The organism is Pseudomonas sp. UBA2684, from assembly GCA_002354655.1.
Lineage (GTDB): Bacteria > Pseudomonadota > Gammaproteobacteria > Pseudomonadales > Pseudomonadaceae > Aquipseudomonas.
Genome location: DELY01000006.1, coordinates 1 through 24,710 on the forward strand (window position 1 = coordinate 1; position 24,710 = coordinate 24,710).

Genomic DNA, 24,710 nt, shown 5'->3' on the forward strand with positions numbered 1-24,710 from the left:
CAACACGTCAAGGCTTTATTCAGCAATTAAGCTGATTCGCGCGAAAGCCTTTTTACCGGCCTGACAAACATGCGTCGCCCCCACCTTATATAGGAAGGAGCGATCAACCACTTCACCGTCCACCCGCACACCGCCAGAACCCAGCAGATCACGCGCCATAGCGGCATTCTTCACTAGACCTGCCTTGTTGAGCAGCGCAGCAATAGGCATGTCTTCGGCAGACGACAACTCGATCTCCGGCAGATCGTCAGGAAGCTCGCCTTCCTTCATGCGATTACCGGCAGAGCGATGGGCTGCGGCTGCCGCATCGTCACCGTGGAACCGGGCCACGATTTCTTCAGCCAGCTTGATCTTGATATCGCGCGGGTTGGCACCTTGCTGCACATCAATCTTGAACTGCTCGACTTCCGCCATCGAACGGAAGCTCAGCAGCTCGAAGTAACGCCACATCAATGCATCCGGAATGGAGACCAACTTGCCGTACATCACACCCGGCGCCTCCTGGATACCAACATAGTTACCCAGCGACTTGGACATCTTTTTCACACCATCCAGGCCTTCGAGAAGCGGCATGGTGACGATGCACTGCGAGGCCTGACCATAGGAGCGCTGAAGCTCGCGCCCCATCAACAGATTGAATTTCTGATCGGTGCCACCCAACTCGACATCCGCGCGCAGCGCCACCGAGTCATAGCCCTGCACCAACGGGTAGAGAAATTCATGAATGGCGATCGGCTGGTTGGTCGAGTAGCGATTATTGAAGTCATCTCGCTCGAGCATGCGCGCAACGGTGTACTGCGAGGTCAGCCGGATAAAATCCGCCGGCCCCATCTTGTCCATCCAGGTGGAGTTGAACGCCACCTCGGTTTTCGCCGGATCGAGAATCTTGAACACCTGCGCCTTGTAGGTCTCGGCATTCTCCAGAACCTGCTCACGAGTCAATGGCGGGCGCGTCGCACTCTTGCCACTGGGGTCGCCGATCATGCCGGTGAAATCGCCAATCAGGAAAATCACCTGATGGCCCAGCTCCTGGAACTGACGCAGCTTATTAATAAGCACGGTATGCCCGAGGTGCAGATCCGGCGCCGTAGGGTCGAACCCAGCCTTAATGCGCAGCGGCTCACCACGCTTGAGCTTTTCAACCAGCTCGGACTCAACCAATACCTCTTCAGCGCCACGCTTGATCAGCGCCAGCTGCTCTTCGACCGACTTCATGACAGGACTCATAACCACTCAAAAACGAAAGGGAACCAACCATACAAGATCGCTGACAAATAACAAGTTTTGCCCAATGACAGCACACCCTGCGCAGGTCTAATGCCCTCAGGGTTGCCTCAAAGACGATTTGGTTATATTTTATACAGTTACTGCATATTCATCATTTTCTTCATATTTTTTCTTTTCACCTTATTCAAAGTCAAAAGCAGCCTATGACCTCTACAACTAAAGCGCCGCCCCTGTACCCGAAAAGCCATATCCTCGCTGCCAGCGGCGTTGCCGCCCTGCTCAGCCTGGCCCTACTGGTGTTCCCCTCCCGCGAAGTCGAAGCCAAGAAAACCTACCTCAGCCTCGAGCTCGACAATGGCTCGGAGCTGGTTGTGCAGGAGAAGGACGATCTACGAGCCGATACACCTAGCCTGGAGCAAAACAACTCGCCATTCGCCAAGATCGAAGGCGCCCCAGGTAACCCGAGCAACGCCAAACCAGACACCGATAGACAAGAGCAAAGCGCCGACCTCAGCGCTACCGCGGCCCTCCCAGCCGATCCCGCTCATAAAGTCGTAACCGTCACGAACGGCGACACCCTTTCCACGGTATTTGCCCAGGTCGGGCTTTCCGCAACGACCCTGCACGCGGTACTCAATAGCAGCAAAGAAGCCAAGCAGCTGAGCCGCCTCAAGGTCGGTCAGGCACTGGAGTTCCAACTGAGCGCGGATGGCCAGCTGGAAAGCCTGCGCAGCAAGCTGAGCGATCTGGAAAGCATCAGCCTGGCTAAAAGCGATAAAGGCTTCACCTTCAAACGCGAGCTGATAAAGCCAGACGTACAGACGGCCTATGCCCATGGCGTAATCAATAGCTCACTGTTTCTTTCGGCCAAACGCGCGGGCATGTCGCATGGCTTGACCATGGATCTGGCCAACGTATTCGGCTACGACATCGACTTCGCCATGGACATTCGTGATGGCGACGAATTCGAAATGGTCTACGAAGAGAAAGTGGTCAACGGCAAACAAGTCGGCACCGGCAACATTCTCTCGGCACGCTTCACCAACCGCGGCAAAACGTTTACTGCCGTGCGTTACACCGACAAGCAAGGCAATACCAGTTATTACAGTGCCGACGGCACTAGCACGCGCAAGGCCTTTATCCGCACGCCGGTGGACTTCGCGCGCATCAGCTCGCGCTTCTCCAATGGTCGCCGCCACCCGATCCTGAACAAGATCCGCGCGCACAAAGGCGTCGATTATGCCGCGCCACGCGGCACGCCGATCAAGGCTGCCGGCGATGGCAAAATCGCCCTCGCGGGACGTAAAGGTGGTTACGGCAACACCGTCGTTCTGCAGCACGGCAGCCGTTACCGCACGTTGTATGCCCACATGCAGGGTTTCGCCAAAGGCATCCGCACGGGCGGCAACGTCAAGCAAGGGCAGATCATCGGCTACATCGGCACCACCGGCCTGTCCACCGGGCCGCACCTGCACTACGAATTCCAGGTCAACGGCACGCATGTCGATCCACTGAGCCAAAAGCTGCCCATGGCCGACCCGATTGCCGGCAATGAGAAAGCGCGCTTCATGCAACTGAGCAAACCACTTATGGCCCGCATGGATCAGGAAAAATCCACCCTGCTCGCCCTCAATAAGCGCTGAATTACATGCCGCACTACCTTGGCGTGATGTCCGGCACCAGCCTGGATGGTCTGGACATCGCCCTGATCGAGCAGACCAGCAAGACTACACTGCTCGCCACTCATTACCTGCCCATGCCTGATGAACTGCGCGCCGAGCTACTGGCCTTGTGCGCATCAGGCCCTGACGAACTCGCGCGCGCAGCCCTGGCCGAACAGCACTGGGTGGAACTGGCCGCACAAGGCATTGCGAACCTCTTACAGCAGCACAACCTCAGCCCGGCCAGCGTTCGCGCCATTGGCAGCCACGGTCAAACCGTACGCCATGAACCCGCTCGCGGCTTCACGGTACAGATAGGCAACCCCGCACTGCTTGCAGAACTGACCGGCATCAGCGTGATCAGCGACTTCCGGCGCCGCGATGTGGCCGCCGGCGGTCAAGGTGCACCACTGGTACCGGCATTCCATGAGGCCTTATTCGGCAAGCGACGCGGCCAGTTGGCCGTGCTGAATGTTGGCGGTTTCAGCAATCTCAGCCTGTTGCAGCACGATCGACCGGCACGCGGCTTCGACTGTGGCCCAGGCAATGTATTGATGGATGCCTGGATTCAGCGCCAGCGTGGCGAACGCTACGACCGCGACGGCGCCTGGGCGGCCAGCGGACAGCTGCAGCCACAGCTGCTGCACGCGCTGCTGAGCGACCCGTTCTTCCAGACCCTGGGCCCCAAGAGCACCGGCCGCGAGCTGTTCAACCTGGTCTGGCTCGACCAACATCTGAGCAGGCAGCCCGGCTACGCCGCGGCGGACGTCCAAGCCACGCTGCTGGAACTGAGCGCAGCGAGCATCGTCGCCGCCCTTAACCACGCGCAACCACAGACTGACGAATTGCTGGTCTGTGGCGGCGGTGCGCACAACCTGGCCTTGATGGCGCGTTTGGCGGCCTTGCTGCCCGCCTGCACGGTCAACAGCACCGCAGCCTATGGCGTTCCGGCAGACTGGGTCGAAGCCATGGCCTTTGCCTGGTTGGCACACTGCTGCCTGGAAGGTATTCCGGCAAACCGGCCCAGCGTGACCGGCGCCCGTGGCCTACGCGTGCTCGGCGCGATCTATCCGGCTTGACGCGGTTTTCGCAGGGCACATAAACGACAACGCCGTGCACTGGGCACGGCGTCGTTATCTGCAAAACGCTGATGGCTAGATCGAGAACGACGAGCCGCAACCGCAGGTGGTGGTGGCGTTCGGGTTCTTGATCACGAAACGCGAACCTTCCAGCCCCTCCTGGTAATCCACTTCGGCACCGGCCAGGTACTGAAAACTCATCGGATCGACGACCAGGCTGACGCCCTCGCGCTCGACGATGGTGTCGTCATCGGCAACCTCTTCATCGAAGGTGAAGCCATACTGGAATCCCGAGCAACCGCCGCCCGTGACGAACACGCGCAACTTCAGACGCGGATTGCCTTCCTCATCGACCAGGCTCTTCACCTTGCTCGCCGCGCCCTGCGTGAATTGCAAAGCTGTGGGGGTGAAGGTTTCGACGCTCATGCTGACTATCTCCCGGCGCTACGCGCCATACTGCGTTGGGGCCCTGCATTATCCGCTTACCCGAGAAAAGCGGTCAACTATTGTGCAACTTCCAGATGCTCTGGCAGCTCCAGCGGACGCGCCGAGTCTTTCATATGGCACAGACGCCCTTCGATCTGCGCGCCCATGGCCATTTCCATCAAGCCGTAATAGAGATTGCCCCGCACTCGCGCGCGGCTTCCCAACTCCAGGTGCTCTCCGGCATAGACATCGCCGATGACTTCGCCGTCGATCACGATATGGGGGGCGCGGATCTCACCTTCAACCTGCCCCTCGACGCTGACGCGCACCATACCATCGCTGGTCAGCAGGTTGCCGCTGACCCGACCATCAACCTGCACCGCCCCCTGGAAGCGCAGATCGCCACTCAGCTCGGCACCGGCCGCAATCAGGCTGGTCTTGCCGCTGAAACGCTGCAAGTCGGCTTTGCTTTTGTCTTTATTCCACATAAGGCACTGTCACTCTTCGTCGATCCATTTGAATGTACGCTCCAACGGCTTCTCGCCGTCGATTTCGGCACGCACCCTGACCTGACGCGGCACAAAGCCTTCAGGCAATTTCAGCTCGCCAAAACGGCCGGCTTCGGGGATCGCCTGAAAATGTTTGAAGGCGAAAGGAATGACCGGCGCGCTCAACGGCTCCGGCAAGCCCTCGGTCAAGGCTGCCAGCGGCAAACTGAGCTCTTTGTCGCCCTGCCGCCCTTCCACCGTCACCTGTAGCTGACCCACCAGCGGCTTATCGTCCTTGCCCACCCGGCTGAGCAGCAATTTGTAGCGAAAACGCCCTGGCGTGTCCGTGGCTTGTAGCTCAAAGGTACGAATGCGCAGACCTTCGCGACGGCTGGCAGGTGCCAGCACGCCCTTGTAGAAGGCCAAATCCTGCTGCTGTTTGAATATCTGCTCTTCGAGCAACTTGATGGTCAGCCGGCTCTGCTCGTTAGCCTGCTGCGCGACTTTCTCGCCACTGCCGACCACCGCCAAGCGTTGTCGTAGCTGATCCAGCTCCTGCTCTTGCTTGAGCAACTGGGCCTGCATGGGTTGCTGCTCGGCCATCAGCGCCTGTGTGCTGCGCGCCTGCCACCAGGTACCGGCATAGAAGGCGAGAGGAACCGCGGCGAGCAACAGCAACAGCGCTAGGCGCACTCGACCAGCGCGACGCGGATCGCTCGGGCGGACCTCCCAGCCGGCCATCAGGGCAGCATGGCCGCGTGCGACAGACCGAGGCGCTCGTCGAGGCCGAAGAGGATATTCATGTTCTGCACGGCCTGACCCGATGCGCCTTTAACCAGGTTATCGATCACCGACAGCACCACCACCAGGTCGCCACCCTGCGGCCGGTGTACGGCCAGGCGGCAGACGTTGGCACCGCGCACGCTGCGGGTTTCCGGGTGGCTACCGGCCGGCATCACATCGACGAAAGGCTCGCCTGCATAACGCTGTTCGAACAGCGCCTGCAGATCGATCGAGTGATCCACCACGCTGGCATACAGGGTCGCGTGGATACCGCGAATCATCGGCGTCAGGTGCGGCACGAAAGTCAGCCCCACCGCGTGACCGGCCGCGCGCTGCAGACCTTGGCGAATTTCTGGGAGATGGCGATGGCCTTTGACGCCGTAGGCTTTCATGCTTTCGCCGGCTTCGCTGAACAACGAACCGACACTGGCGCCACGCCCGGCGCCGCTGACCCCGGATTTGCAGTCGGCGATCAAGCGTGTGGTATCGGCCAGCCCGGCTTCGAGCAGCGGGATAAAGCCCAGCTGCGCGGCAGTCGGGTAGCAACCCGGCACGGCGATCAGACGCGCCTGCTTGATCGCCTCACGGTTGACCTCGGGCAAACCGTATACCGCCTCGGACAGCAGGTCCGGTGCGCCGTGCGGCTGGCCGTACCATTTGCCCCACTCTTCGGCATCCTGCAGACGGAAATCCGCAGACAGGTCGATGACCTTGGTGCCGGCAGCCAGCAATTCGCCCGCCAATGCATGGGCCACCCCGTGCGGCGTGGCGAAAAACACCACGTCGCACGCGCCCAGCGTGGCGACATCCGGCACGCTGAAAGCCAGATCGGGATAGTGGCCGCGCAGGTTGGGGTACATCTCGTCGACGCGCAGACCGGACTCGGAGCGCGAGGTGATGACCGTTACCTGTGCCTGCGGATGCTGCGCCAGCAGACGCAACAGCTCGACACCGGTGTAACCCGTGCCGCCGACGATTCCGACCTTGACCATCACTTGCCCCTTGCAAAAAGCCATTGGAAAGCTGCCGATGATAAGGCCGCATCGGCCAGCGGCCAACCGCGGTGATGACGGACGGGGCAGCGATCACTACTATCGAGGCACTTTATTGCTCTGAGGTCGAAGCATGCTCTACCTGTGGCTCAAAGCCCTGCACATTATTGCCATGGTCTGCTGGTTCGCCGGGTTGTTCTATTTGCCACGCCTGTTCGTCTACCACGCCATGAGCACAGACGAAGCCAGCCACGAGCGCTTCTGCGTGATGGAGCGCAAGCTGTACCGCGGCATTATGCTGCCGTCGATGCTCGCCACCGTCGGCCTCGGCATCGGCTTGCTCAGCCTCAACCCGAGCTACTACTTCAGCCAGGGCTGGATGCACGCCAAGCTCGCGCTGGTCGTACTGCTGATCGCTTACCACCACGTCTGCGGCGCGCAGCTCAAGCGCTTTGCCCGTGGCGAGAACCAACGCGGCCACGTGTTCTACCGCTGGTTCAATGAAGCGCCGGTATTGCTCTTGATCGGCGTGGTCATCCTGGTGATCGTCCGCCCGTTCTGATCCATTCGCCCAATCGCTAGAAGGTGTCGCCATGTCCTTGCCTGCCCTGCTCGAACAACGCTTGCGTCTGCCGGTCGTCGCCGCGCCGATGTTTCTGGTATCCAACCCGCAGCTTGTGCTCGCCTGTTGCCGCAGCGGCATCGTCGGCAGTTTTCCGGCGCTGAACCAGCGCGACAGCAGCGGCTTCAAAGCCTGGCTGGAAGAGATCGAGGCGGGCCTGGATGAGCAAGCCGCGCCCTATGCGGTCAACCTGATCGTGCATGGCAGCAACCCCCGGTTGCAGGCGGACTTGGCACTCTGCGTCGAGCACCGCGTACCGATCGTCATCACCAGTCTGGGCGCCGCCAAGGAGGTGGTCGATGCCGTGCACAGCTATGGCGGCCTGGTGTTCCATGACGTGACCACCCGCCGGCATGCCGAGAAAGCCGCCGAAGCCGGCGTCGATGGCTTGATCGCCGTCGCGGCCGGCGCCGGTGGCCATGCCGGCACCTGGAGCCCGTTCGCGTTGGTTGCCGAGATCCGTCAGTTCTTCGACAAAACCCTGCTGCTCGCCGGCTGCCTCAACCACGGCCATGAGATTCTCGCCGCGCAATTGCTCGGCGCCGACCTGGCCTACCTCGGCACCCGCTTTATCGCCACCCAGCAGAACGACGCCCCGCAGGCGTACAAGCAGATGATCGTCGAGGCCAAAGCCGCCGACATCGTCCACACCCCAGCGGTGTCCGGCGTGCCGGCCAGCTTCATGCGCCAGAGCCTGGAGCAGGCGGGTTATGACCTGAAGCAGTTGCAGAACAAGGGCGAGGTCAATTACGGCGAGAAGCTCAAGCCGATCAGCGACGAAGCCAAGGCTTGGAAAACCGTGTGGTCGGCGGGCCAGGGCGTCGGCGCGATTGCCGACCTGCCGGCGGTCGAGGAATTGATCGCGCGGCTGGACCGTGAATACCGCGCCGCCCACCTGCAAACACAACAGCTGCAACGACGCTGGGTACGATGAAACGTCGCCGCCTGCTTGGCCTCGGCGCCATCGGGCTGCTCGGCGGCTGGACCCTGCGCCCCAGCGACCAGGGCCAGCCGCACACCCCCTATTTCGCCGCGCTCAACCAACGCTTGCAACGCGAAGGTGGTGGCGCGCCGCTGCTGGTGGTTGACCTCGACCGCCTCGACCATAACGCCGCCCTGCTCAATCGCCGCCTGGGCGGCAAGCTGCCTGTGCGCCTGGTGGGCAAATCCCTGGCTGCCAATGGCTTGCTCGGCTACCTGGCGGAGAAACTCGCCACCCAGCGCTTTATGGTGTTCCACCAGGCGCAAGCGAATGAAGTGGCGCGGGCGTTCCCGCAGGCCGATCTGCTGCTCGGCCAGCCCTTACCCAGTGCCGCCGCGCTGGCCTTTTATCAGCAGTTGCCGCACCCCAGCGCATTCGCTCCGGCACGCCAACTGACCTGGCTGATCGACAGCCCGCAGCGCCTGGCGGCCTATGCGGAGCTGGCCCGCGCGCTCGGCCAGCCGCTGCAAATTGCCCTGGAGATCGACATTGGCCTGGCCCGTGGCGGTTTTGCCAGCCCAGCGCAGTTGGGTGCAGCGCTCAGTTGGCTGCGCGACAACCCAGCGCCGCTGACCCTGCGCGGCCTGATGGGCTATGACGCGCAGGTCGCCCGCACGCCGTTCTGGGTCGGCCAGGCTCAAGCCTTGGCCGACAGCACGGCACGCTACCGCGCCTTTATCGACACAGCGCAGAGCTTCACCGGGCTCTGGCCCCGCAGGCCCACCCTCAACGGAGGCGGCAGCCTGACTTACCCCTTGCATGCGCGCGGCGACACACCGCTGAACGAAGTTGCGCTCGGCTCGGCGCTGCTCAAGCCCAGCGACTTTGATACGTCGCTGCTCGCCGAGCACCAGCCGGCCCTGTGGATTGCCAGCCCAGTACTGAAAGCGCAGCGCGGCGCACTGCCCTTCCTCGGCGACGGCCAAGCCGTGCTGCAAGGCTGGAACCGCAATCGCCAGCAAGCCTTCTATCTCAATGGCGGGCCGTGGCCGGCCGCACCGATATCGCCTGCCGGGCTGAGCCATGACCCACTCTACGGACGCAGCGCCCACCAGGAACGCTTGATCGGCTCCCGCCGCACCGCCTTGGCGGTGGATGATTGGGTGTTCCTGCGCCCGCAGCGCGCGGAGGGTTTACTCGCCGCGTTCGGCGAGCTGCGCTTGCTGCGCCACGGGCGCTTCGTCGGCAGTTGGACACCGCAAGGCAGCGCTTAAATTTGCGCCCCAGCAGGCCGTTGAGACAGGCAGGCGAGGCCGCCTAGACAAGGCAAGAACGGCCGAGAACGCGCAGTTTATAGGGTGTAAATACGCACTTTGAGGCCGTTTTTAACGCCGTATCGGCACCGTAGGTAGTTTTTCAACGGCCTGCTAGGCTGCTTGTTTAGCGGCCTACACGCCCGCTAATCTGTGTGGCCTATTTCCCCTGGCGCCGACAAGGAAGCTCGCATGACCCAAGCCCGTTTCAAGATTGTCTTCGATGGCGAACTGATGCCAGAAGTGGCCATGGAAACCGCCAAAGACAATCTCGTCCGCCTGTTCAAAAGTGACCGTACGCGGATCAACACCCTGTTCAGTGGCAGCACCATCGCCATCAAGCGCGACCTGCACGAAAGCGAGGCCGACCAGTACCTCGCAGCCCTGCACCGTGCCGGCGCGAAGGCGCGCAAAGAGCCGGATCTAGCCGCCAGCCTGTCGCTGGTGGAAACCGATGAACACCGCCCCGCACTCAGCACGAGCGATGCAAGCGCCAGCATGACCTGTCCCAAATGCGGCCAGCAGCAGGACAAAGCGCTGGAATGCTCGGCCTGCGGCATCGTCATCGAAAAATTCATCGCCCGTCAGGCGTTGCCAGCGGAAAGCCCCGCGGCCGCGCCCGGCCCCTCGCCTACACTCGTCAACAACCCAACCAATACGCCCTATGCCCCGCCCCAAGCGGCTGTCGGGGAAACCCTGCCAGCGTTCGGCGAGCTCAACGTCTTCACCCTCGATGGACGCATCGGCCGGCTGCGTTACCTGGCCTGGTCGCTGGTACTGGTGTTCGCCATGACCGGGATCATGGCCGTGGTGGCCATCGCGGCGAGCATTTCCGAAATCCTCGGCGGCTTGCTCGGCATCGCCGTGATGATCGGCATGCTGGTGGTCAGCGTGCAGATCGGCGTGCAACGCCTGCATGACATCGGCTGGAGCGGCTGGCTGCTTCTGCTGAATATCGTGCCCATCGTCAACAGCGTGTTCTGGCTGCTGATGCTGGCGATTCCCGGCAGCGCCGGCGCCAACCGTTTCGGCCCGCCACCGCCGGCCAACAGCCTCGCGGTCAAGGTTCTGGCCGGGCTGTTCCTGACCCTGCTGATCGGCAGCGTGCTGGCCATGTTCCTCGGCGGCTTCGCCATGCTGGCCATGCTGTTTAACGGCCTCGACCTGAGCGCACTGAATCCGCCGAGCAGCTGATCGCGCGCTGGGCCGCGGCAGTATTGCCGCGGCCCAGGCAACCCAACGCCACCGGCGCGGTCAAAGCCGGCCCCCTCACGGAGAATCTCCATGCCCTGTTATGCCCTGATCACTGGCGCCTCCAGCGGTATCGGCCTGGCCTTGGCCGAAGCCCTGGCGCGCCGCGGGCGCAACTTGATTCTGGTCGCACGCCAGCGCGACGCCTTGGAAAGTATTGCCTGCGAACTGACCCAACGCTTTTCCGTGGAGGTGCTGTTTCGCGTGTGCGACCTCAGCGAGCCGCTGCAACTCTCGGGGCTGCTGCATGAATTGGAACAGAGCGAACGCCGTATCGACTTGCTGGTGAACAACGCCGGCCTGGGTACCTGCGGTGCGTTCGTCGCTCAGGACTGGAGCCGCGAGCAAGAACTGATCGAGGTGAATATCCTCGCGCTCGCGCGGCTGTGTCACGCCATCGGCACCGTCATGGCGGGCCAGGGCAGCGGCCAGATTCTCAACGTGGCGTCGGTGGCGGGCTTCCATCCGAGCCCCTGGATGAGCAATTACTACGCGAGCAAGGCTTACGTGCTGCATTTCTCCGAAGGTCTGCGCGAAGAGCTCAAGGAATACGGGGTCTCGGTGTCGGTGCTGTGCCCTGGGCCGACGCGCAGTGCATTCTTCCGTAGTGCACAGATGGACAGCCGCCCACTGCAAGGCGGCAAGTGGATGATGAGCGCCGAAGAAGTGGCGCTCATCGCGGTCAAGGCGTTGGCAAAAAACCGCGCGATGATCATTCCCGGCTGGCGCAATCGCTTGCTGGCGATGGCCCCGCGAGTGGCGCCGCGTTGGCTGGTGCGCAAACTGGCGGCACGCGTCAATCGCCGCCTGAGCGGCGCGGCCTGAGCACCGGGCGCAGACTCAATTGGCGCTGACCGTGCGACCGGCGGCCCAGGTGCGCAGCGCATCCAGGTCTTCGGCCATGACCACCGACAGCGGCGCAGTGCTCTGGATACTGTGCAGCAACAAGGCTTGATCGACGCTGCGTTGCTGCGCCTGCGCGGCATACAGCGCACTGACCACCACTTGCTCGATCTCCGCCCCGGAAAACCCGCTGCTGGCCGCCGCCAGCAGATTCAGGTCGAACCCGCTCGGTTCCAGCTCGCGCCGCCCCAGGTGGATGCGGAAGATTTCCGCGCGCACCGGCTGGTCCGGCAAGTCGACGAAGAACAGCTCATCGAACCGCCCCTTGCGCACCAGCTCCGGCGGTAAACGTTCGATGGCGTTGGCCGTCGCGACCATAAACACCGGGGCTTTGCGCTCGGCCATCCAGGTCAGCAAAGTGCCGAGCACACGCTGACTGACGCCGCCATCGTGGTCGCCGCTGGCCAGGCCTTTCTCGATCTCGTCCATCCACAGCACGCAGGGCGCCATCTGCTCGGCGAGCCGCAATGCCTCGCGCAAGTTGCGCTCGGTCTCGCCGAAGAACTTGTTGTACAGACAGGCGAAATCCAGACGCAGCAAGGGCAAGCCCCACAGCCCGGCCACCGCCTTGGCGGCCAGACTCTTGCCGCCGCCCTGCACGCCAACCAACAGCACCCCCTTGGGCAGGTCGACGCCTTTACCGTCGAGGAAAATCCCCTGACGCTCGGCCAGCCAGCGTTTCAGGTTGCTCAAGCCGCCAACCTCGGCGAAACGTGCGGTGTCGTACTCAAAACTCAACACGCCTTCCAGGTCGAGCAACTGGAACTTGGTCTTGTTCAGCTCCGGCAGATCCTCCTGGGTGATCGCGCCGTCGTCGCAGATCACGTTGCGCGCCAGGGCTCGGGCCTCGGCATGGCTCATGCCGCGCAGGTTTTTCACTACCTGCTGCAAGGTGCGGTTGTCGGTGCGCACGCGGGTGTTACGGTTGCGCTCGCTCCACCGGCTGGCTTCCTCGCGGACGATCGCCAGCAGCTCGTCTTCCGAGGGCAGCGCTAGGCTGAAGCGCGCGGCGAAACGCTGCACTTCCGCCGGCAGCTTGCAGGCATGCGAGACCAGCACCAGGGTCGGGGCGTGGGTGGCATCGCGCATGGCGATTTCCTTGAGCAGGCGCACCAGCTTGGGGGCCTCGTCGAGGAACGGATGCAGGTCGCACAGCACATACAGATTCGGCTGCGGATCGGCCTTGATCAGACGCAACGCGGCCTCCGGTTCCTGGCTCGCGCCTGACTCCAGCGACTCGCCGCCAAAGCCCAGACGCTGCAAGCCTTCGGTCACCGACCAGGTGTGCAGACCGAGGCCGCGCTTGACCGCCAGCCCGGTAAGGGTTTCCAGCACGCGAGGTTCATCCCAAGACTCGATCAGGATCAGCTTGACCTTGGAGTCGAGCACCAGGCCCAGATCATGGATATCGTTCTTCACACCCGCTCCTTGTGGCGGCCATCTGGCCGGGACCAACACTCGCCGTTAAACTCGGGCCTCTTTCAACAGGCCGGGAGACTGTCCATGGACTGTCTGTTCTGCAAGATCGTCGCCGGGGACATTCCCGCGCGCAAGCTTTATGAAGACGATCAGGTGATCGCTTTTCACGATATCGGCCCGCAAGCCCCGGTGCATTTTCTGGTGATCCCGAAAAAGCACATCAGCACCCTCAATCACCTGACCGAGGACGACAAGGCCCTCGCCGGGCACATCCTTCTCACCGCCCAACGTCTGGCCACGGAGCAAGGCTGCGACGAGGGTTTCCGGGTGGTGATGAACTGCAACGAGCAGGGCGGGCAAACCGTGTACCACATCCACATGCACGTGCTCGGCCAGCGCCAGATGCATTGGCCGCCGGGCTGATGCTCAGGTCGTTCGGCCTCGCCATCCTGCTCGCCCTGGCGCTGCCGGCGCAGGCCCAGCAAGCCGGCACGGTGTTTCGCGACAACCTGCCCGGCGGCGCGCATGGCCCGGAATTGGTCGTGGTGCCGGCCGGGCGCTTCCTGCTCGGCGACAGCAGCGGCCGTGGCAACCACAACGAGCGGCCGCTGCGGCCGATCGAGATTGCCCAGCCCTTCGCCATCGGCCGTTACGAAGTGACCTTCGCCGACTGGCAACACTATGCCGACGCCAGCGGCACGCCGATGCCGGACAACGAAGGCTGGGGGCTGTCGTCGCAGCGCCCGGTGATCCACGTGTCCTGGCACCAGGCGCTGGCGTATACCCACTGGTTGTCGAAGGCCAGCGGTCAGCGCTATCGCCTGCCCAGCGAAGCCGAATGGGAATACGCCGCACGCGCCGGGAGCGCGGAGTATTACTGGTGGGGCGCGCAACTCGACAGCCCGCCGAGCCAGCCGCGCGCGCATTGCCGTGGCTGCGGCAGCCCACGCCTGATTCAGCACAAAAGTGCGTTGGTCGGGCAATTCGCGGCCAATGCCTTTGGCCTGTACGACACGGCGGGCAACGTCTGGGAATGGACTGCCTCGCGCTTCGCCAACCCGTTCGACGGCAGCGAGCAACAGGCCGCCGGGCTGCTCGAGCAAAGCCCGCGGGTGATCCGCGGCGGCGCCTGGAACAGCGGGCCGAGCTACCTGCGCAGCAGCCAGCGCGACCTTAAACAACCGCAACACACCGATTACGCCCTGGGTTTGCGCGTGGTGCGCGAGCTGCCCTGATCTCGATCAAGCCGACCCGCCACGATTGCAGTAAACTGGGCGCCGTTGTTCAGCCGGAGGTACCCCATGGCCAATGAACGTCACTACTCACCCGTCGACCGTCTGTTGCTGCAAGCCGATGCGGCTTTGCGCACCCTGCTGCCCTTCAGTGGCCAGCCCAGCCGGCCATCGCCGGCCATCGTGCAGCCGGAAGCCGAACTGGATGACCAGCAAGCACGGCACATCGCCGGACTGATGCGCATCAACCACACCGGCGAGGTCTGCGCCCAGGCGCTCTATCAAGGCCAGGCGCTGACCGCCAAGCTGCCGCACGTGCGCGCCGCCATGGAGCATGCCGCCGACGAGGAAATCGACCACCTGGCCTGGTGCGAGCAGCGTATTCGCCAGCTCGGTAGCCATCCCAGCGTGCTCAACCCACTGTTCTACGGCCTGTCCTTCGGCGTCGGCGCAGTCGCCGGCCTGATCAGCGACAAGGTCAGCCTGGGCTTTGTCGCCGCCACCGAGGATCAAGTGGTCAAACACCTCGACGAGCACCTAGAACAGATTCCGGCCGAAGACGAGAAATCCCGCGCGATCCTCAAGCAGATGCGCAGCGACGAGGCACAGCACGCCACCAGCGCCCTGGAAGCCGGCGGCCTGCGCTTCCCCGCGCCGGTGAAATTCGGCATGACCTTGGTCTCCAAGCTGATGACCAAAAGCAGCTACCGCCTGTAACGGATAAGCCAAACCAAAAGGGCGCCAATCGGCGCCCTTGATGTTTCTACGACAAACCCGCTTAGCGCGGCATGTTGCGCGCGTAGAAAATCTCCAGCATCTCGTGCCGCACACGCTCCTCCACCTGCTGACGCTGCTCGGCCGTCAGGCTGCTGGTGGCATCGCCGAACAGGTAGTTATCCAGCTCGAAGTCCTTGAGCAGCATCTTGGTGTGGAACAGGTTCTCCTGGTACACGTTGACGTCGGTCATCTGGTACGCCGCCTGCGTGTCATCGGAGAGGTAGTTCTGGATCGAGTTGATCTCGTGGTCGATGAAGTGCTTTTTACCTTCCACGTCACGGGTGAAACCGCGCACGCGGTAATCGACGGTGACGATGTCCGAATCGAACTGATGGATCAGGTAGTTCAGCGCCTTCAACGGCGAGATCACCCCGCAGGTCGACACGTCGATGTCCACGCGGAACGTCGCAATGCCTTCCACCGGATGGATTTCCGGGTAGGTGTGCACGGTGATATGGCTTTTATCCAGGTGCGCGAGAATGGTCTCGGGCAACGGACCGGGCGATTCCTCGATCTGGCTTTCCGTCGGCTCCACCGGCTGTTCAGAAATCAGAATGGTCACGCTGGCGCCCTGCGGATCGTAATCCTGGCGGGCAATGTTGAGGATATTGGCACCGATAATGTCGACGACATCCGTGAGAATCTGCGTCAGGCGCTCGGCATCGTACTCTTCGTCGATGTACTGCACGTAGGCCTGCTGGTCTTCCGGCGTTTCCGCGTAGCAGATGTCATAGATGTTGAAGCTCAAGGTCTTGGTCAGGTTATTGAACCCGTGGAGCTTGAGTTTGCTTTTCACCGTTGGAAACTCTCTTTATATAAGCGGCGCAGCCGCGTGGTCGAGCATGCCCGTCAACTGCGAACGACGCAGCTGCGTAGGACGGTTAACACCTCTTCGCGATGGCGATTTTGGTTGTGTGGTGCGAGGCGGCACTGCGCCCCTGAAAAAGGCGCGCATTATGCCGACCACGGCTGCCCGCTGCCAGAGTTTGCCGCGTACAGGTGATAAAAGGATGTCAGCGGCGGCTTGCGGCCCTCAGCCCAACTCGACGATTTCATAGTCGTGGCTGATGTCGACGCCGGCACGGCCGAGCATGATCGACGCCGAGCAATACTTCTCCGCCGACAATTCCACAGCACGCTTGACCTGCGCCTCCTTCAGGCCGCGGCCCTTGACCACGAAATGCAGGTGGATCTTGGTGAACACCTTGGGGTCTTCATCGGCGCGTTCGGCCTCGAGGAAGGCTTCGCAACTCTCGACCGCCTGTCGGGATTTTTTCAGGATGCTGACCACATCGAAGTTGCTGCAACCGCCTAAACCGATCAGCAGCATCTCCATCGGGCGCACACCCAGATTGCGCCCGCCGCTCTCCGGCGGACCATCCATGACCACCACGTGGCCGCTACCGGATTCGCCGAGAAACAGGGCTTCGCCCGCCCACTGAATGCGCGCTTTCATTACCAAGCCTCCGCTGTTAAAAAGGGACGCAGCTTATCACAGCGCTTTTCGCCGCCCGGCATACCGCCGCCAGCGCAAGAGTTCCCCGGCCAGATGTTAGCTGTGTCGCAAAATCGGTCCAGGTTATGGGACGTCTGTTAAGCTGGCGTCGGATTACTGGCACACTTGGCCGGATAACTAAAATAACTAATAAAAAATTGCCTGTCGGACAAAGGCTTACCTTTATTTTATATTCGGGACTCGGGCATGGTTGCGATAACCCTTACACCTAAAATCAAGAATCTCGACAAACTCCTCGCGCATTGTCACCGCCGCCGTTACACGGCGAAAAGCACCATCATCTATGCGGGCGATCGCTGCGAAACCCTGTTCTTCATCGTCAAAGGTTCGGTCACCATCCTGATCGAAGACGACGATGGCCGCGAAATGATCATCGCCTACCTCAACTCCGGCGACTTCTTCGGCGAAATGGGCCTGTTCGAAAAGGAAGGCACCGAGAAAGAACGTAGCGCCTGGGTGCGCGCCAAGACCGAATGCGAAGTGGCGGAACTCAGCTACGCCAAATTCCGCGAACTGACCCACCAAGACCCGGACATTCTCTACGCACTCGGCAGCCAGATGGCCGAACGCCTGCGCAACACCACGCGCAAGGTCGGCGACCTGGCGTTCCTGGATGTCACCGGCCGCGTCGCGCGCACCTTGCTCGACCTGTGCAAACAGCCGGACGCCATGACCCACCCCGACGGCATGCAGATCAAGATCACCCGCCAGGAAATCGGCCGCATCGTCGGCTGCTCGCGGGAGATGGTCGGCCGCGTGCTCAAGGCCCTGGAGGAACAAGGCCTGGTGAACGTGAAAGGCAAAACCATGGTGGTATTCGGCACCCGCTGAGCTCAGCAGACAACAAAAAGCCGGCGCATGCGCCGGCTTTTTGTTGTCTGCGAGTGTTGCGGCCGCGGTTAGCCGCGCACCTCAGTCGACATCGGGACTGGCGATCACCCGCTTGCGCTCCGGGAAAAACAGCCGCTCCAGCTCGGCGCCGGGGCTCTCTGCGCGCATAAAGGCCTCACCGACCAGGAAGGCGTAGACCTCGCTGATCTCCATCAATTCGACATCGGCACGGTTGAGGATGCCACTTTCGGTCACCACCAGGCGGTCGCGGGGAATCCGTGGCAGCAGGTCGAGAGTGGTTTCCAGGCTGACCTCGAAACTGTGCAGGCTGCGGTTGTTGATCCCCAGCAGCGGCGTGTCCAGGGTATTCAGCGCGCGCTCCAGCTCAGCGCCATCGTGCACCTCGACCAGCACGTCGAGGTCGAAGGCCTTGGCGGTGGCCGCCAGCTCGGCCATCTGCGCATCGGACAGCGCCGAGACGATCAACAGCACGCAGTCGGCGCCCAGCGCACGGGCTTCGACGATCTGATACGGATCGATCATGAAATCCTTGCGGATCACCGGCAGCGAACAGGCGTTACGCGCCTCTTGCAGGTAGCGGTCCGCGCCCTGGAAGAAATCCACATCGGTCAGCACCGACAGACACGTCGCGCCGCCCGCCTGGTAGCTTTGGGCGATGGCCGCCGGCACGAAGTCTTCACGCAGCACGCCCTTGCTCGGCGAGGCCTTCTTGATTTCGGCGATCACCGCCGGTTGCTTGCGCTTGGCTTGCGCCAGCAGCGCCTGGGCGAAGCCACGCGGGGCATCGGCGACACGGGCCTCGCGCTCGACCTCGGCGAGGCTGACCACGGCACGACGCGCCGCGACTTCCTCGACCTTGCGCGCCAGAATTTTTTCCAGAACGGTTGGCAGGCTCATCCTTCATTCTCCTGTCTGAACACCGCAGTAAAGGACACCAGTTCTTCCAGGCGTTCGCGGGCCATGCCGCTGAACAGCGCGTCATGCGCGAGCTGCACGCCTTCCTTGAGACTACTGGCGATATCCGCGGCATACAGCGCAGCGCCGGCATTCAAGACGATCATGTCGGAGGCTTTCTGCCCAGCGTCGGTCTTGCGCCGGCCCAGCGCGTCGCGAATCAACGCCAGCGATTGCTGCGCATCGTCCACGGTCAGGCCGATCAGGCTCTGGCTCTTGATGCCGAAATCTTCCGGCTGGATACGGTATTCGCTGACCACGCCGTCTTTCAGCTCGGCGATAAAGGTCGGCGCCGCCAGGCTGATCTCGTCGAGGCCATCCTGCGCATGCACCACCAGCACGTGCTGGCTGCCCAGGCGCTGCAACACTTCGGCCATCGGCCGGCACAGCGCCTGGCTGAACACGCCGATCACCTGATGTTTGACCCCGGCCGGGTTGGTCATCGGGCCGAGCATATTGAAGATGGTGCGCAGGCCCAGCTCGCGGCGCGGGCCGATGGCATGCTTCATCGCGCCATGGTGGGCCGGGGCGAACATAAAGCCCACGCCCACCGATTCCACGCAACGCGCGACCTGTTCGGGTTGCAGATTGAGGTAAACGCCCGCCGCTTCCAGCAGGTCGGCACTGCCGCTCTTGCCGGACACCGCGCGGTTGCCATGCTTGGCCACGCGACCACCTGCCGCCGCCACCACGAAGGCGGCCGCGGTGGAGACGTTGAAGATGTTCATGCCGTCGCCGCCGGTGCCGCAGGTATCGACCAGATGCTCGGCGTTGATCTGCACCGGCGAGGCCAGCTCGCGCATCAGCTTCGCCGCGCCGGTGATTTCGTCGATGGTCTCGCTCTTCATGCGCAAGCCCATGAGGAACGCGCCGATCTGCGCGTCGGTGCATTGTCCGGTCATGATCTCGCGCATCACGTCCTGCATTTCCTCAGTGCTGAGGTCGAGCTGCGCGACGATACGGTTCAGTGCGTCTTTGATATTCATGCGCGCACACCTCCCTGTTGCTTGAGGAAATTGGCAAAGAGCTCGTGGCCCTGTTCCGTGAGAATCGATTCGGGGTGGAACTGTACGCCTTCGATGTTCAGGGTTTTGTGCCGCAGGCCCATGATTTCATCGACCGAGCCGTCTTCCAGCTGGGTCCAGGCGGTGATTTCCAGGCAGTCCGGCAAGGTGTCGCGTTTGACCACCAGGGAATGGTAGCGGGTCACCGTCAACGGTTTGTTCAAGCCGGCAAACACGCCGAGGTCTTCATGGAACACCGGGCTGGTCTTGCCGTGCATCACCTGGCGCGCGCGCACCACATCGCCGCCGAAGGCCTGGCCAATGCTCTGGTGGCCCAGGCAGACTCCGAGAATCGGCAGTTTGCCGGCGAAATGGGCAATCACTTCAAGCGACACCCCGGCCTCGGTCGGCGTGCAGGGGCCGGGCGAGACGACGATGCGCTCGGGCTGCAACGCCGCGATGTCGGCAACGCTGAGTTCGTCGTTGCGGATCACCTTGACGTCCGCGCCCAACTCGCCGAGGTACTGCACCACGTTGTAGGTAAAGGAATCGTAGTTATCAATCATTAGCAGCATGTCGATGCTCCTTGGCAGTCGGCTCAGGCGTCGGGCGTGGCGGTCTGTTCGGCGAGGGCCACGGCGCGGAACATGGCGCGGCGCTTGTTCAGCGTCTCTTCCCATTCCAGCGCCGGCACCGAGTCGGCGACGATACCGGCGCCAGCCTGCACGTGCAGTTCGCCGTCCTTGATCACCGCGGTGCGAATCGCGATGGCGGTGTCCATGTTGCCGTTCCACGCCAGGTAACCGACGGCGCCGCCATAAACGCCTCGCTTGACCGGCTCCAGCTCGTCGATGATTTCCATCGCGCGAATCTTCGGCGCACCGGACAGGGTGCCGGCCGGCAGAATCGCCCGCAATGCATCCATCGCCGTGAGGCCGCTCTTCAGCTGACCGGTGACGTTGGAGACGATATGCATGACGTTGGAATAGCGCTCGATGACCATCTTTTCGGTGAGTTTCACCGAGCCGATTTCCGACACACGCCCGGTGTCGTTGCGGCCCAGGTCGATCAACATCAGGTGCTCGGCGACTTCCTTGGCATCCGACAGCAGGTCTTCTTCCAGGGCCTGGTCGGCTTCTTCGTTGGCGCCGCGCGGGCGGGTGCCGGCAATCGGGCGTACGGTGATCAGGTTGTCTTCGACGCGCACCAGCACTTCCGGCGAGCTGCCGACCACGTGGAAATCGCCGAAGTTGAAGAAGTACATGTAGGGCGTCGGGTTGATACAGCGCAACGCGCGGTACAGGTCGATCGGTGCGGCCTTGAACGGGATCGACATGCGCTGGGAAATCACCACCTGCATGCAGTCGCCGGCGAGGATGTATTCCTTGATCGCCTTGACCGAGCGCTCGTAGTCGTCACGGCTGAAACTGGAGCGAAACAGCGGTTCTGCGGCGGCCGGAGCATTCAGGTCGACGCCCAAACGCGGGGTAATCGGCTGACGCAGCTGATGCAGGATGGCTTGCAGGCGCGCCTGGCCCTGCTCGAAAGCGTCCGCTGCAGCCGGGTCGGCCAGCACGATGGCGTGCATCTTGCCGGCCAGGTTGTCGAACACCACCACGGCGTCCGACACCATCAACAGAATGTCCGGGGTGCCCAGCGGGTCGGGATTCACTCCGTCGGCCAGCTTCGGCTCGACATAGCGCACGCTGTCGTAACCGAAGTAACCCACCAGGCCACCATTGAAACGTGGCAGCCCCGCCAGGGTCGGCACCTGATAGCGTTCTTTGAATTGCTCGACGAACGCCAATGGATCAGCGCACTCGTGGCGCTCCACTTCGGTACCGTCGACGCTCACGCTGATCGTGTGGCCGTATGCCCGCAGAACCGTGCGGGCAGGCAGGCCAATAATCGAATAACGGCCCCACTTCTCGCCGCCCTGCACGGACTCCAGCAGGTAGGAGTTGGCTTGGTCGGCGAGTTTCAGGTAGATCGACAGCGGCGTATCGAAGTCGGCCAGGGTTTCGTAAGCAAGCGGAATGCGGTTATAGCCGGCAGCGGCCAAACGCAGAAATTCTTCGCGGGTCATGATCAGCCTCGTGGCTTGAGGGTAAACGGTTGTGTGCAAACGTGCCGACTAGGCGGCCAGAATCAGGTCAGAGGCGCCAGCGCCAACGGGCCAGGGCCTTGATGATTTTCATCCCAGCTCGGGCGAGCCAGAGTTTGCAGGTAACCACCACGGGGATCTCTTCGGCGGGGGAGTTGGATCACGGCACACTAGCGCAGCCGCCGAGCCGAATCAACCCGACCAGTCGCGCTTTCCGCTGCTGTCAGGGCCTAACCCGGCAGCAGCAGTTGGCGCAGATCGTCCAGCACCTGTGCCGGCCCTTCCTCGGCGATTGGCCGACCATGGTTGTAGCCGTAGCTCAGCGCCACGCAGGGTACGTTGGCGGCCTTGGCGGCCAGCACGTCGCTGCGCGAATCGCCAATAAACAGCGCCTGGTGATGCGCCACCTGGGCGTGCTTGAGCACATGCAGCAGCGCAGCCGGGTCGGGCTTCTGCTGGGGCAGGGTGTCGCCGCCGACAATCCAGCGGAAATAACCGCACAAGCCCTTCTCGTCCAGCAGCGGCGCAACGAAACGCTGCGGCTTGTTGGTGACGATGGCCAAGGCAATATCCCGCGCGCGCAACCAGTCGAGGGTTTCCGTCACGCCGGGGTAAACGCGGGTCAGCGCATGGCTCTCGGCGTAGGCGGCCATAAACAGCTCAAGCGCCGCGCTCGCCTCGCTTTCGCCGATGTGCGCATGGTGCAAATCGCCCGCCAGGGCGCGGCGCACCAGCACGCGGGCGCCATTGCCGACCCAGTCGCGGACCCGCTCGATGCCGGCCGCCGGGCGCCCCAACGCGTGCAGGGTTTTATCCACCGCGGCGGCCAGATCCGGCACCGAGTCGACCAGGGTGCCGTCCAGGTCGAACATCACCAGGCGCGGTAATTGGCCACCGAACAGTTGCTGCAGTCGCGTCACCCGCGCACCTGCGCCAGCTCGGCACGCATGCTGTCGATCACCGCCCGGTAGTCCGGCTGATTGAAGATCGCCGAGCCGGCGACGAAGGTGTCGGCGCCGGCGGCGGCGATCTCGCGGATGTTCTTGACGTTGACCCCGCCATCGATTTCCAGGCGGATCTGCCGGCCGCTGGCATCGATCAGCGCGCGCGCTTCGCGCAGCTTGTCGAGGGTATGGGGAATGAATGTCTGCCCGCCGAACCCCGGGTTGACGCTCATCAGCAGGATCATGTCGACCTTGTCCAGCACGTGTTTGAGCACGTCCAGCGGGGTGGCCGGGTTGAACACCAGGCCGGCCTTGCAGCCGCCGTCGCGGATCAGTTGCAGGGAGCGGTCAATGTGCTCGCTGGCTTCCGGGTGGAAGGTGATGTAGCTGGCGCCGGCCTCGATGAAGTCGCCGATGATGCGGTCCACCGGCTTGACCATCAGGTGCGCGTCGATCGGCGCGGTGATGCCGTATTTGCGCAGCGCCGCGCAGACCATCGGGCCGATGGTCAGGTTGGGCACGTAGTGGTTATCCATCACGTCGAAGTGAACGATGTCGGCGCCGGCGGCGAGCACGTTATCCACTTCCTCGCCCAGGCGGGCGAAATCGGCGGAAAGGATCGACGGAGCGATGGCGAAGGGTTGCATGGCGCACCTCTGAGGGCTGGATCACGGTGGCGCGCATTGTAACGATTACGCCGCCGGCTGGCAGCGCCACCTGAAGGTGGCGCGCCAATCTGCCTCAGATACCGCCTAGGCAGAGGTATTTGATTTCCAGGTACTCATCCAGGCCGTACTTGGAACCTTCGCGCCCCAGGCCAGAGGATTTCATGCCGCCAAAAGGCGCGACTTCGTTGGAGATCAGCCCGGTATTGATACCGACCATGCCGTACTCCAGCGCTTCGGCCACGCGGAAGGTGCGGCCCAGATCGCGGGTATAGAAGTAGCAGGCCAGGCCAAACTCGGTGTCATTGGCCTGACGCACCACCTCGGCTTCGTCGCTGAAGCGGAACAGCGGCGCCAGGGGACCGAAGGTCTCTTCGCGGGCCACGCGCATATCAGGGGTGACGTCGATGATGACCGTCGGCTCGAAAAAGTGCCCGCCCAGCTCATGCGCCTTGCCGCCCTGCAGCACTTTGGCGCCCTTCTCCAGCGCATCGGCCAGATGCGCCTGCACCTTGGCCATGGCGTTGCCATCGATCAACGGACCAATGACGACGCCAGCCTCGTCCCCAGGACCGACCCGGAGCTTGGCCACGGCCGCAGCCAGCTTCTCGGCAAAGGCATCGTAGACGGCCTCATGCACATACAGGCGGTTGGCGCAGACGCAGGTCTGCCCAGCATTGCGGTACTTGGCCACCAGCGCGCCTTCGACTGCTGCGTCGAGATCGGCGTCTTCGAAAACGATGAACGGCGCATTACCGCCCAGCTCCAGCGAGAGTTTCTTCAGGGTCGGAGCGCATTGCTCCATCAGCTTGATGCCGACACCAGTGGAACCGGTGAACGACAGCTTGCGCACGATGGGGTTAGTGCACAGCTCGGCACCGACTTCACGGGAGCGCTCGGCGTCAGACGGCAGCACGCTGAACAGCCCGGCGGGAATTCCCGCGCGCTCAGCCAGTACGGCCAGCGCCAGCGCGCTGAACGGTGTCTGCGGCGCCGGCTTGAGCACCATGGCGCAGCCAGCGGCCAACGCCGGACCGGCCTTGCGGGTGATCATCGCCGCCGGGAAGTTCCAGGGCGTGATCGCCGCGGTCACGCCAATGGGCTCCTTGGTCACGATCAAGCGCTTGTCCGGCTGATGGCCGGGAATGGTGTCGCCGTAGACGCGTTTGGCTTCCTCAGCGAACCATTCGATGAAGGATGCCGCGTAAAGCACCTCACCGCGCGCCTCGGTCAGCGGCTTACCCTGCTCGGCCGTCATGATCCGCGCCAGATCTTCCTGATTGGCCAGCATCAGCTCGTACCATTTGCGCAGCCGCGCCGCGCGCTCCTTGGCCGTCAACGCACGCCAGGCGGGTTGGGCAGCCTGCGCCGCCTCGATGGCCTGACGGGTCTGCGCGCCACCGATGTTCGGCACGACGCCCAGCGACTCGCCATTGGCAGGATTGAAGATTTCAGTCACATCGCCATTGCTGGCGTCGCACCATTGGCCGTTGATATAGGCCTGATGGCGCAGCAGATCGGGATCGTTCAGTTGCATGATTTTCTCCTGCTGCCGAGGGAGGAGATTACCCCTCGG

Annotated in this window: 26 protein-coding genes; 11 read left to right on the forward strand and 15 right to left on the reverse strand. The window is 62.8% G+C overall.

Annotated elements, in window-relative coordinates; translation table 11 throughout:
• Positions 1-15: 15 nt before the first annotated feature.
• The gene (tyrS, locus tag B3M58_RS02825) at positions 16-1,215 is read right to left on the reverse strand and encodes a tyrosine--tRNA ligase (protein ID WP_296217039.1); all 1,200 of its coding nucleotides are present in this window, start codon (positions 1,213-1,215) and stop codon (positions 16-18) included.
• 215 nt (positions 1,216-1,430) lie between these two features.
• Between tyrS and B3M58_RS02830 the strand changes: the two genes are divergently transcribed.
• Positions 1,431-2,870 carry a peptidoglycan DD-metalloendopeptidase family protein gene (locus B3M58_RS02830; protein ID WP_296217040.1) on the forward strand — a complete coding sequence of 480 codons (1,440 nt, stop codon included), beginning with the start codon at positions 1,431-1,433 and terminating at the stop codon, positions 2,868-2,870.
• A 5-nt stretch (positions 2,871-2,875) separates the two neighbouring features.
• Positions 2,876-3,967 (forward strand): anhydro-N-acetylmuramic acid kinase, encoded by a 1,092-nt coding sequence (locus B3M58_RS02835; protein ID WP_296217041.1) that lies wholly within the window; start codon positions 2,876-2,878, stop codon positions 3,965-3,967.
• Positions 3,968-4,042: 75 nt separating this feature from the next.
• On the opposite strand, the gene erpA is transcribed toward B3M58_RS02835, so the two are convergent.
• From erpA to argC, 4 genes are all read right to left on the reverse strand, one after another.
• Entirely contained in the window at positions 4,043-4,393 is a 351-nt protein-coding gene (gene erpA, locus B3M58_RS02840) for an iron-sulfur cluster insertion protein ErpA (RefSeq protein WP_090448660.1), read from the reverse strand.
• A 77-nt stretch (positions 4,394-4,470) separates the two neighbouring features.
• Positions 4,471-4,881: a bactofilin family protein gene (locus B3M58_RS02845; protein WP_296217042.1), complete on the reverse strand. Its 411-nt coding sequence runs from the start codon at positions 4,879-4,881 to the stop codon at positions 4,471-4,473.
• Positions 4,882-4,890: 9 nt separating this feature from the next.
• Positions 4,891-5,622 (reverse strand): DUF6776 family protein, encoded by a 732-nt coding sequence (locus tag B3M58_RS02850; RefSeq protein WP_296217043.1) that lies wholly within the window; start codon positions 5,620-5,622, stop codon positions 4,891-4,893.
• Entirely contained in the window at positions 5,622-6,656 is a 1,035-nt protein-coding gene (gene argC, locus B3M58_RS02855) for an N-acetyl-gamma-glutamyl-phosphate reductase (protein ID WP_296217044.1), read from the reverse strand. Before argC ends, B3M58_RS02850 begins: the two co-directional genes overlap by 1 nt.
• Before the next feature lie 133 nt (positions 6,657-6,789).
• Between argC and hemJ the strand changes: the two genes are divergently transcribed.
• The 5 genes from hemJ (at position 6,790) to B3M58_RS02880 (ending at position 11,589) form a co-directional block, all read left to right on the forward strand.
• Positions 6,790-7,218 (forward strand): protoporphyrinogen oxidase HemJ, encoded by a 429-nt coding sequence (gene hemJ / locus B3M58_RS02860; protein WP_296217045.1) that lies wholly within the window; start codon positions 6,790-6,792, stop codon positions 7,216-7,218.
• A 31-nt stretch (positions 7,219-7,249) separates the two neighbouring features.
• Entirely contained in the window at positions 7,250-8,212 is a 963-nt protein-coding gene (locus tag B3M58_RS02865; RefSeq protein WP_296217046.1) for an NAD(P)H-dependent flavin oxidoreductase, read from the forward strand.
• The gene (locus B3M58_RS02870; protein WP_296217047.1) at positions 8,209-9,474 is read left to right on the forward strand and encodes an alanine racemase; all 1,266 of its coding nucleotides are present in this window, start codon (positions 8,209-8,211) and stop codon (positions 9,472-9,474) included. Before B3M58_RS02865 ends, B3M58_RS02870 begins: the two co-directional genes overlap by 4 nt.
• Before the next feature lie 231 nt (positions 9,475-9,705).
• Positions 9,706-10,707 (forward strand): DUF805 domain-containing protein, encoded by a 1,002-nt coding sequence (locus B3M58_RS02875; protein WP_296217048.1) that lies wholly within the window; start codon positions 9,706-9,708, stop codon positions 10,705-10,707.
• Positions 10,708-10,797: 90 nt separating this feature from the next.
• The gene (locus tag B3M58_RS02880) at positions 10,798-11,589 is read left to right on the forward strand and encodes an SDR family NAD(P)-dependent oxidoreductase (protein ID WP_296217049.1); all 792 of its coding nucleotides are present in this window, start codon (positions 10,798-10,800) and stop codon (positions 11,587-11,589) included.
• Between the two features lie 15 nt (positions 11,590-11,604).
• Here B3M58_RS02880 and B3M58_RS02885 read toward each other — a convergent pair whose 3' ends face one another.
• Entirely contained in the window at positions 11,605-13,086 is a 1,482-nt protein-coding gene (locus B3M58_RS02885; protein WP_296217050.1) for an AAA family ATPase, read from the reverse strand.
• Between the two features lie 84 nt (positions 13,087-13,170).
• On the opposite strand from B3M58_RS02885, the gene B3M58_RS02890 reads away from it, so the two are divergent.
• From B3M58_RS02890 to coq7, 3 genes are all read left to right on the forward strand, one after another.
• A complete protein-coding gene (locus tag B3M58_RS02890; RefSeq protein WP_296217051.1) occupies positions 13,171-13,509 on the forward strand; it encodes a histidine triad nucleotide-binding protein in 339 nt (112 codons plus the stop codon).
• Entirely contained in the window at positions 13,509-14,321 is an 813-nt protein-coding gene (locus B3M58_RS02895) for a formylglycine-generating enzyme family protein (protein ID WP_296217052.1), read from the forward strand. The genes B3M58_RS02890 and B3M58_RS02895 overlap by 1 nt, the downstream gene beginning before the upstream one ends.
• A 66-nt stretch (positions 14,322-14,387) precedes the next feature.
• On the forward strand, positions 14,388-15,035 hold the full coding sequence (gene coq7, locus B3M58_RS02900; RefSeq protein ID WP_296217053.1) for a 2-polyprenyl-3-methyl-6-methoxy-1,4-benzoquinone monooxygenase: 648 nt from the start codon (positions 14,388-14,390) through the stop codon (positions 15,033-15,035).
• Positions 15,036-15,096: 61 nt separating this feature from the next.
• Here coq7 and speD read toward each other — a convergent pair whose 3' ends face one another.
• A complete protein-coding gene (gene speD / locus B3M58_RS02905; RefSeq protein ID WP_296217054.1) occupies positions 15,097-15,891 on the reverse strand; it encodes an adenosylmethionine decarboxylase in 795 nt (264 codons plus the stop codon).
• 237 nt (positions 15,892-16,128) lie between these two features.
• On the reverse strand, positions 16,129-16,551 hold the full coding sequence (locus B3M58_RS02910) for an OsmC family protein (protein ID WP_296217055.1): 423 nt from the start codon (positions 16,549-16,551) through the stop codon (positions 16,129-16,131).
• 246 nt (positions 16,552-16,797) lie between these two features.
• Between B3M58_RS02910 and crp the strand changes: the two genes are divergently transcribed.
• Positions 16,798-17,442: a cAMP-activated global transcriptional regulator CRP gene (gene crp, locus B3M58_RS02915; RefSeq protein ID WP_296217056.1), complete on the forward strand. Its 645-nt coding sequence runs from the start codon at positions 16,798-16,800 to the stop codon at positions 17,440-17,442.
• Positions 17,443-17,523: 81 nt separating this feature from the next.
• On the opposite strand, the gene trpC is transcribed toward crp, so the two are convergent.
• The 7 genes from trpC to gabD all read right to left on the reverse strand — a co-directional run bounded on the left by trpC (position 17,524) and on the right by gabD (position 24,671).
• Positions 17,524-18,360: an indole-3-glycerol phosphate synthase TrpC gene (gene trpC / locus B3M58_RS02920; protein ID WP_296217057.1), complete on the reverse strand. Its 837-nt coding sequence runs from the start codon at positions 18,358-18,360 to the stop codon at positions 17,524-17,526.
• The gene (trpD, locus tag B3M58_RS02925) at positions 18,357-19,403 is read right to left on the reverse strand and encodes an anthranilate phosphoribosyltransferase (RefSeq protein WP_296217058.1); all 1,047 of its coding nucleotides are present in this window, start codon (positions 19,401-19,403) and stop codon (positions 18,357-18,359) included. Before trpD ends, trpC begins: the two co-directional genes overlap by 4 nt.
• Positions 19,400-19,996, reverse strand: a complete 597-nt coding sequence (locus B3M58_RS02930) for an aminodeoxychorismate/anthranilate synthase component II (protein ID WP_296217059.1) — start codon at positions 19,994-19,996, stop codon at positions 19,400-19,402. The genes trpD and B3M58_RS02930 overlap by 4 nt, the downstream gene beginning before the upstream one ends.
• A 23-nt stretch (positions 19,997-20,019) precedes the next feature.
• On the reverse strand, positions 20,020-21,507 hold the full coding sequence (gene trpE, locus B3M58_RS02935; RefSeq protein WP_296217060.1) for an anthranilate synthase component I: 1,488 nt from the start codon (positions 21,505-21,507) through the stop codon (positions 20,020-20,022).
• A gap of 248 nt (positions 21,508-21,755) precedes the next feature.
• Complete coding sequence (locus B3M58_RS02940) at positions 21,756-22,445, reverse strand: phosphoglycolate phosphatase (RefSeq protein ID WP_296217061.1); 690 nt, start codon at positions 22,443-22,445, stop codon at positions 21,756-21,758.
• The gene (rpe, locus tag B3M58_RS02945) at positions 22,442-23,116 is read right to left on the reverse strand and encodes a ribulose-phosphate 3-epimerase (protein ID WP_296217062.1); all 675 of its coding nucleotides are present in this window, start codon (positions 23,114-23,116) and stop codon (positions 22,442-22,444) included. Before rpe ends, B3M58_RS02940 begins: the two co-directional genes overlap by 4 nt.
• 94 nt (positions 23,117-23,210) lie before the next feature.
• On the reverse strand, positions 23,211-24,671 hold the full coding sequence (gabD, locus tag B3M58_RS02950; protein WP_296217063.1) for an NADP-dependent succinate-semialdehyde dehydrogenase: 1,461 nt from the start codon (positions 24,669-24,671) through the stop codon (positions 23,211-23,213).
• Between the last annotated feature and the right edge of the window lie 39 nt (positions 24,672-24,710).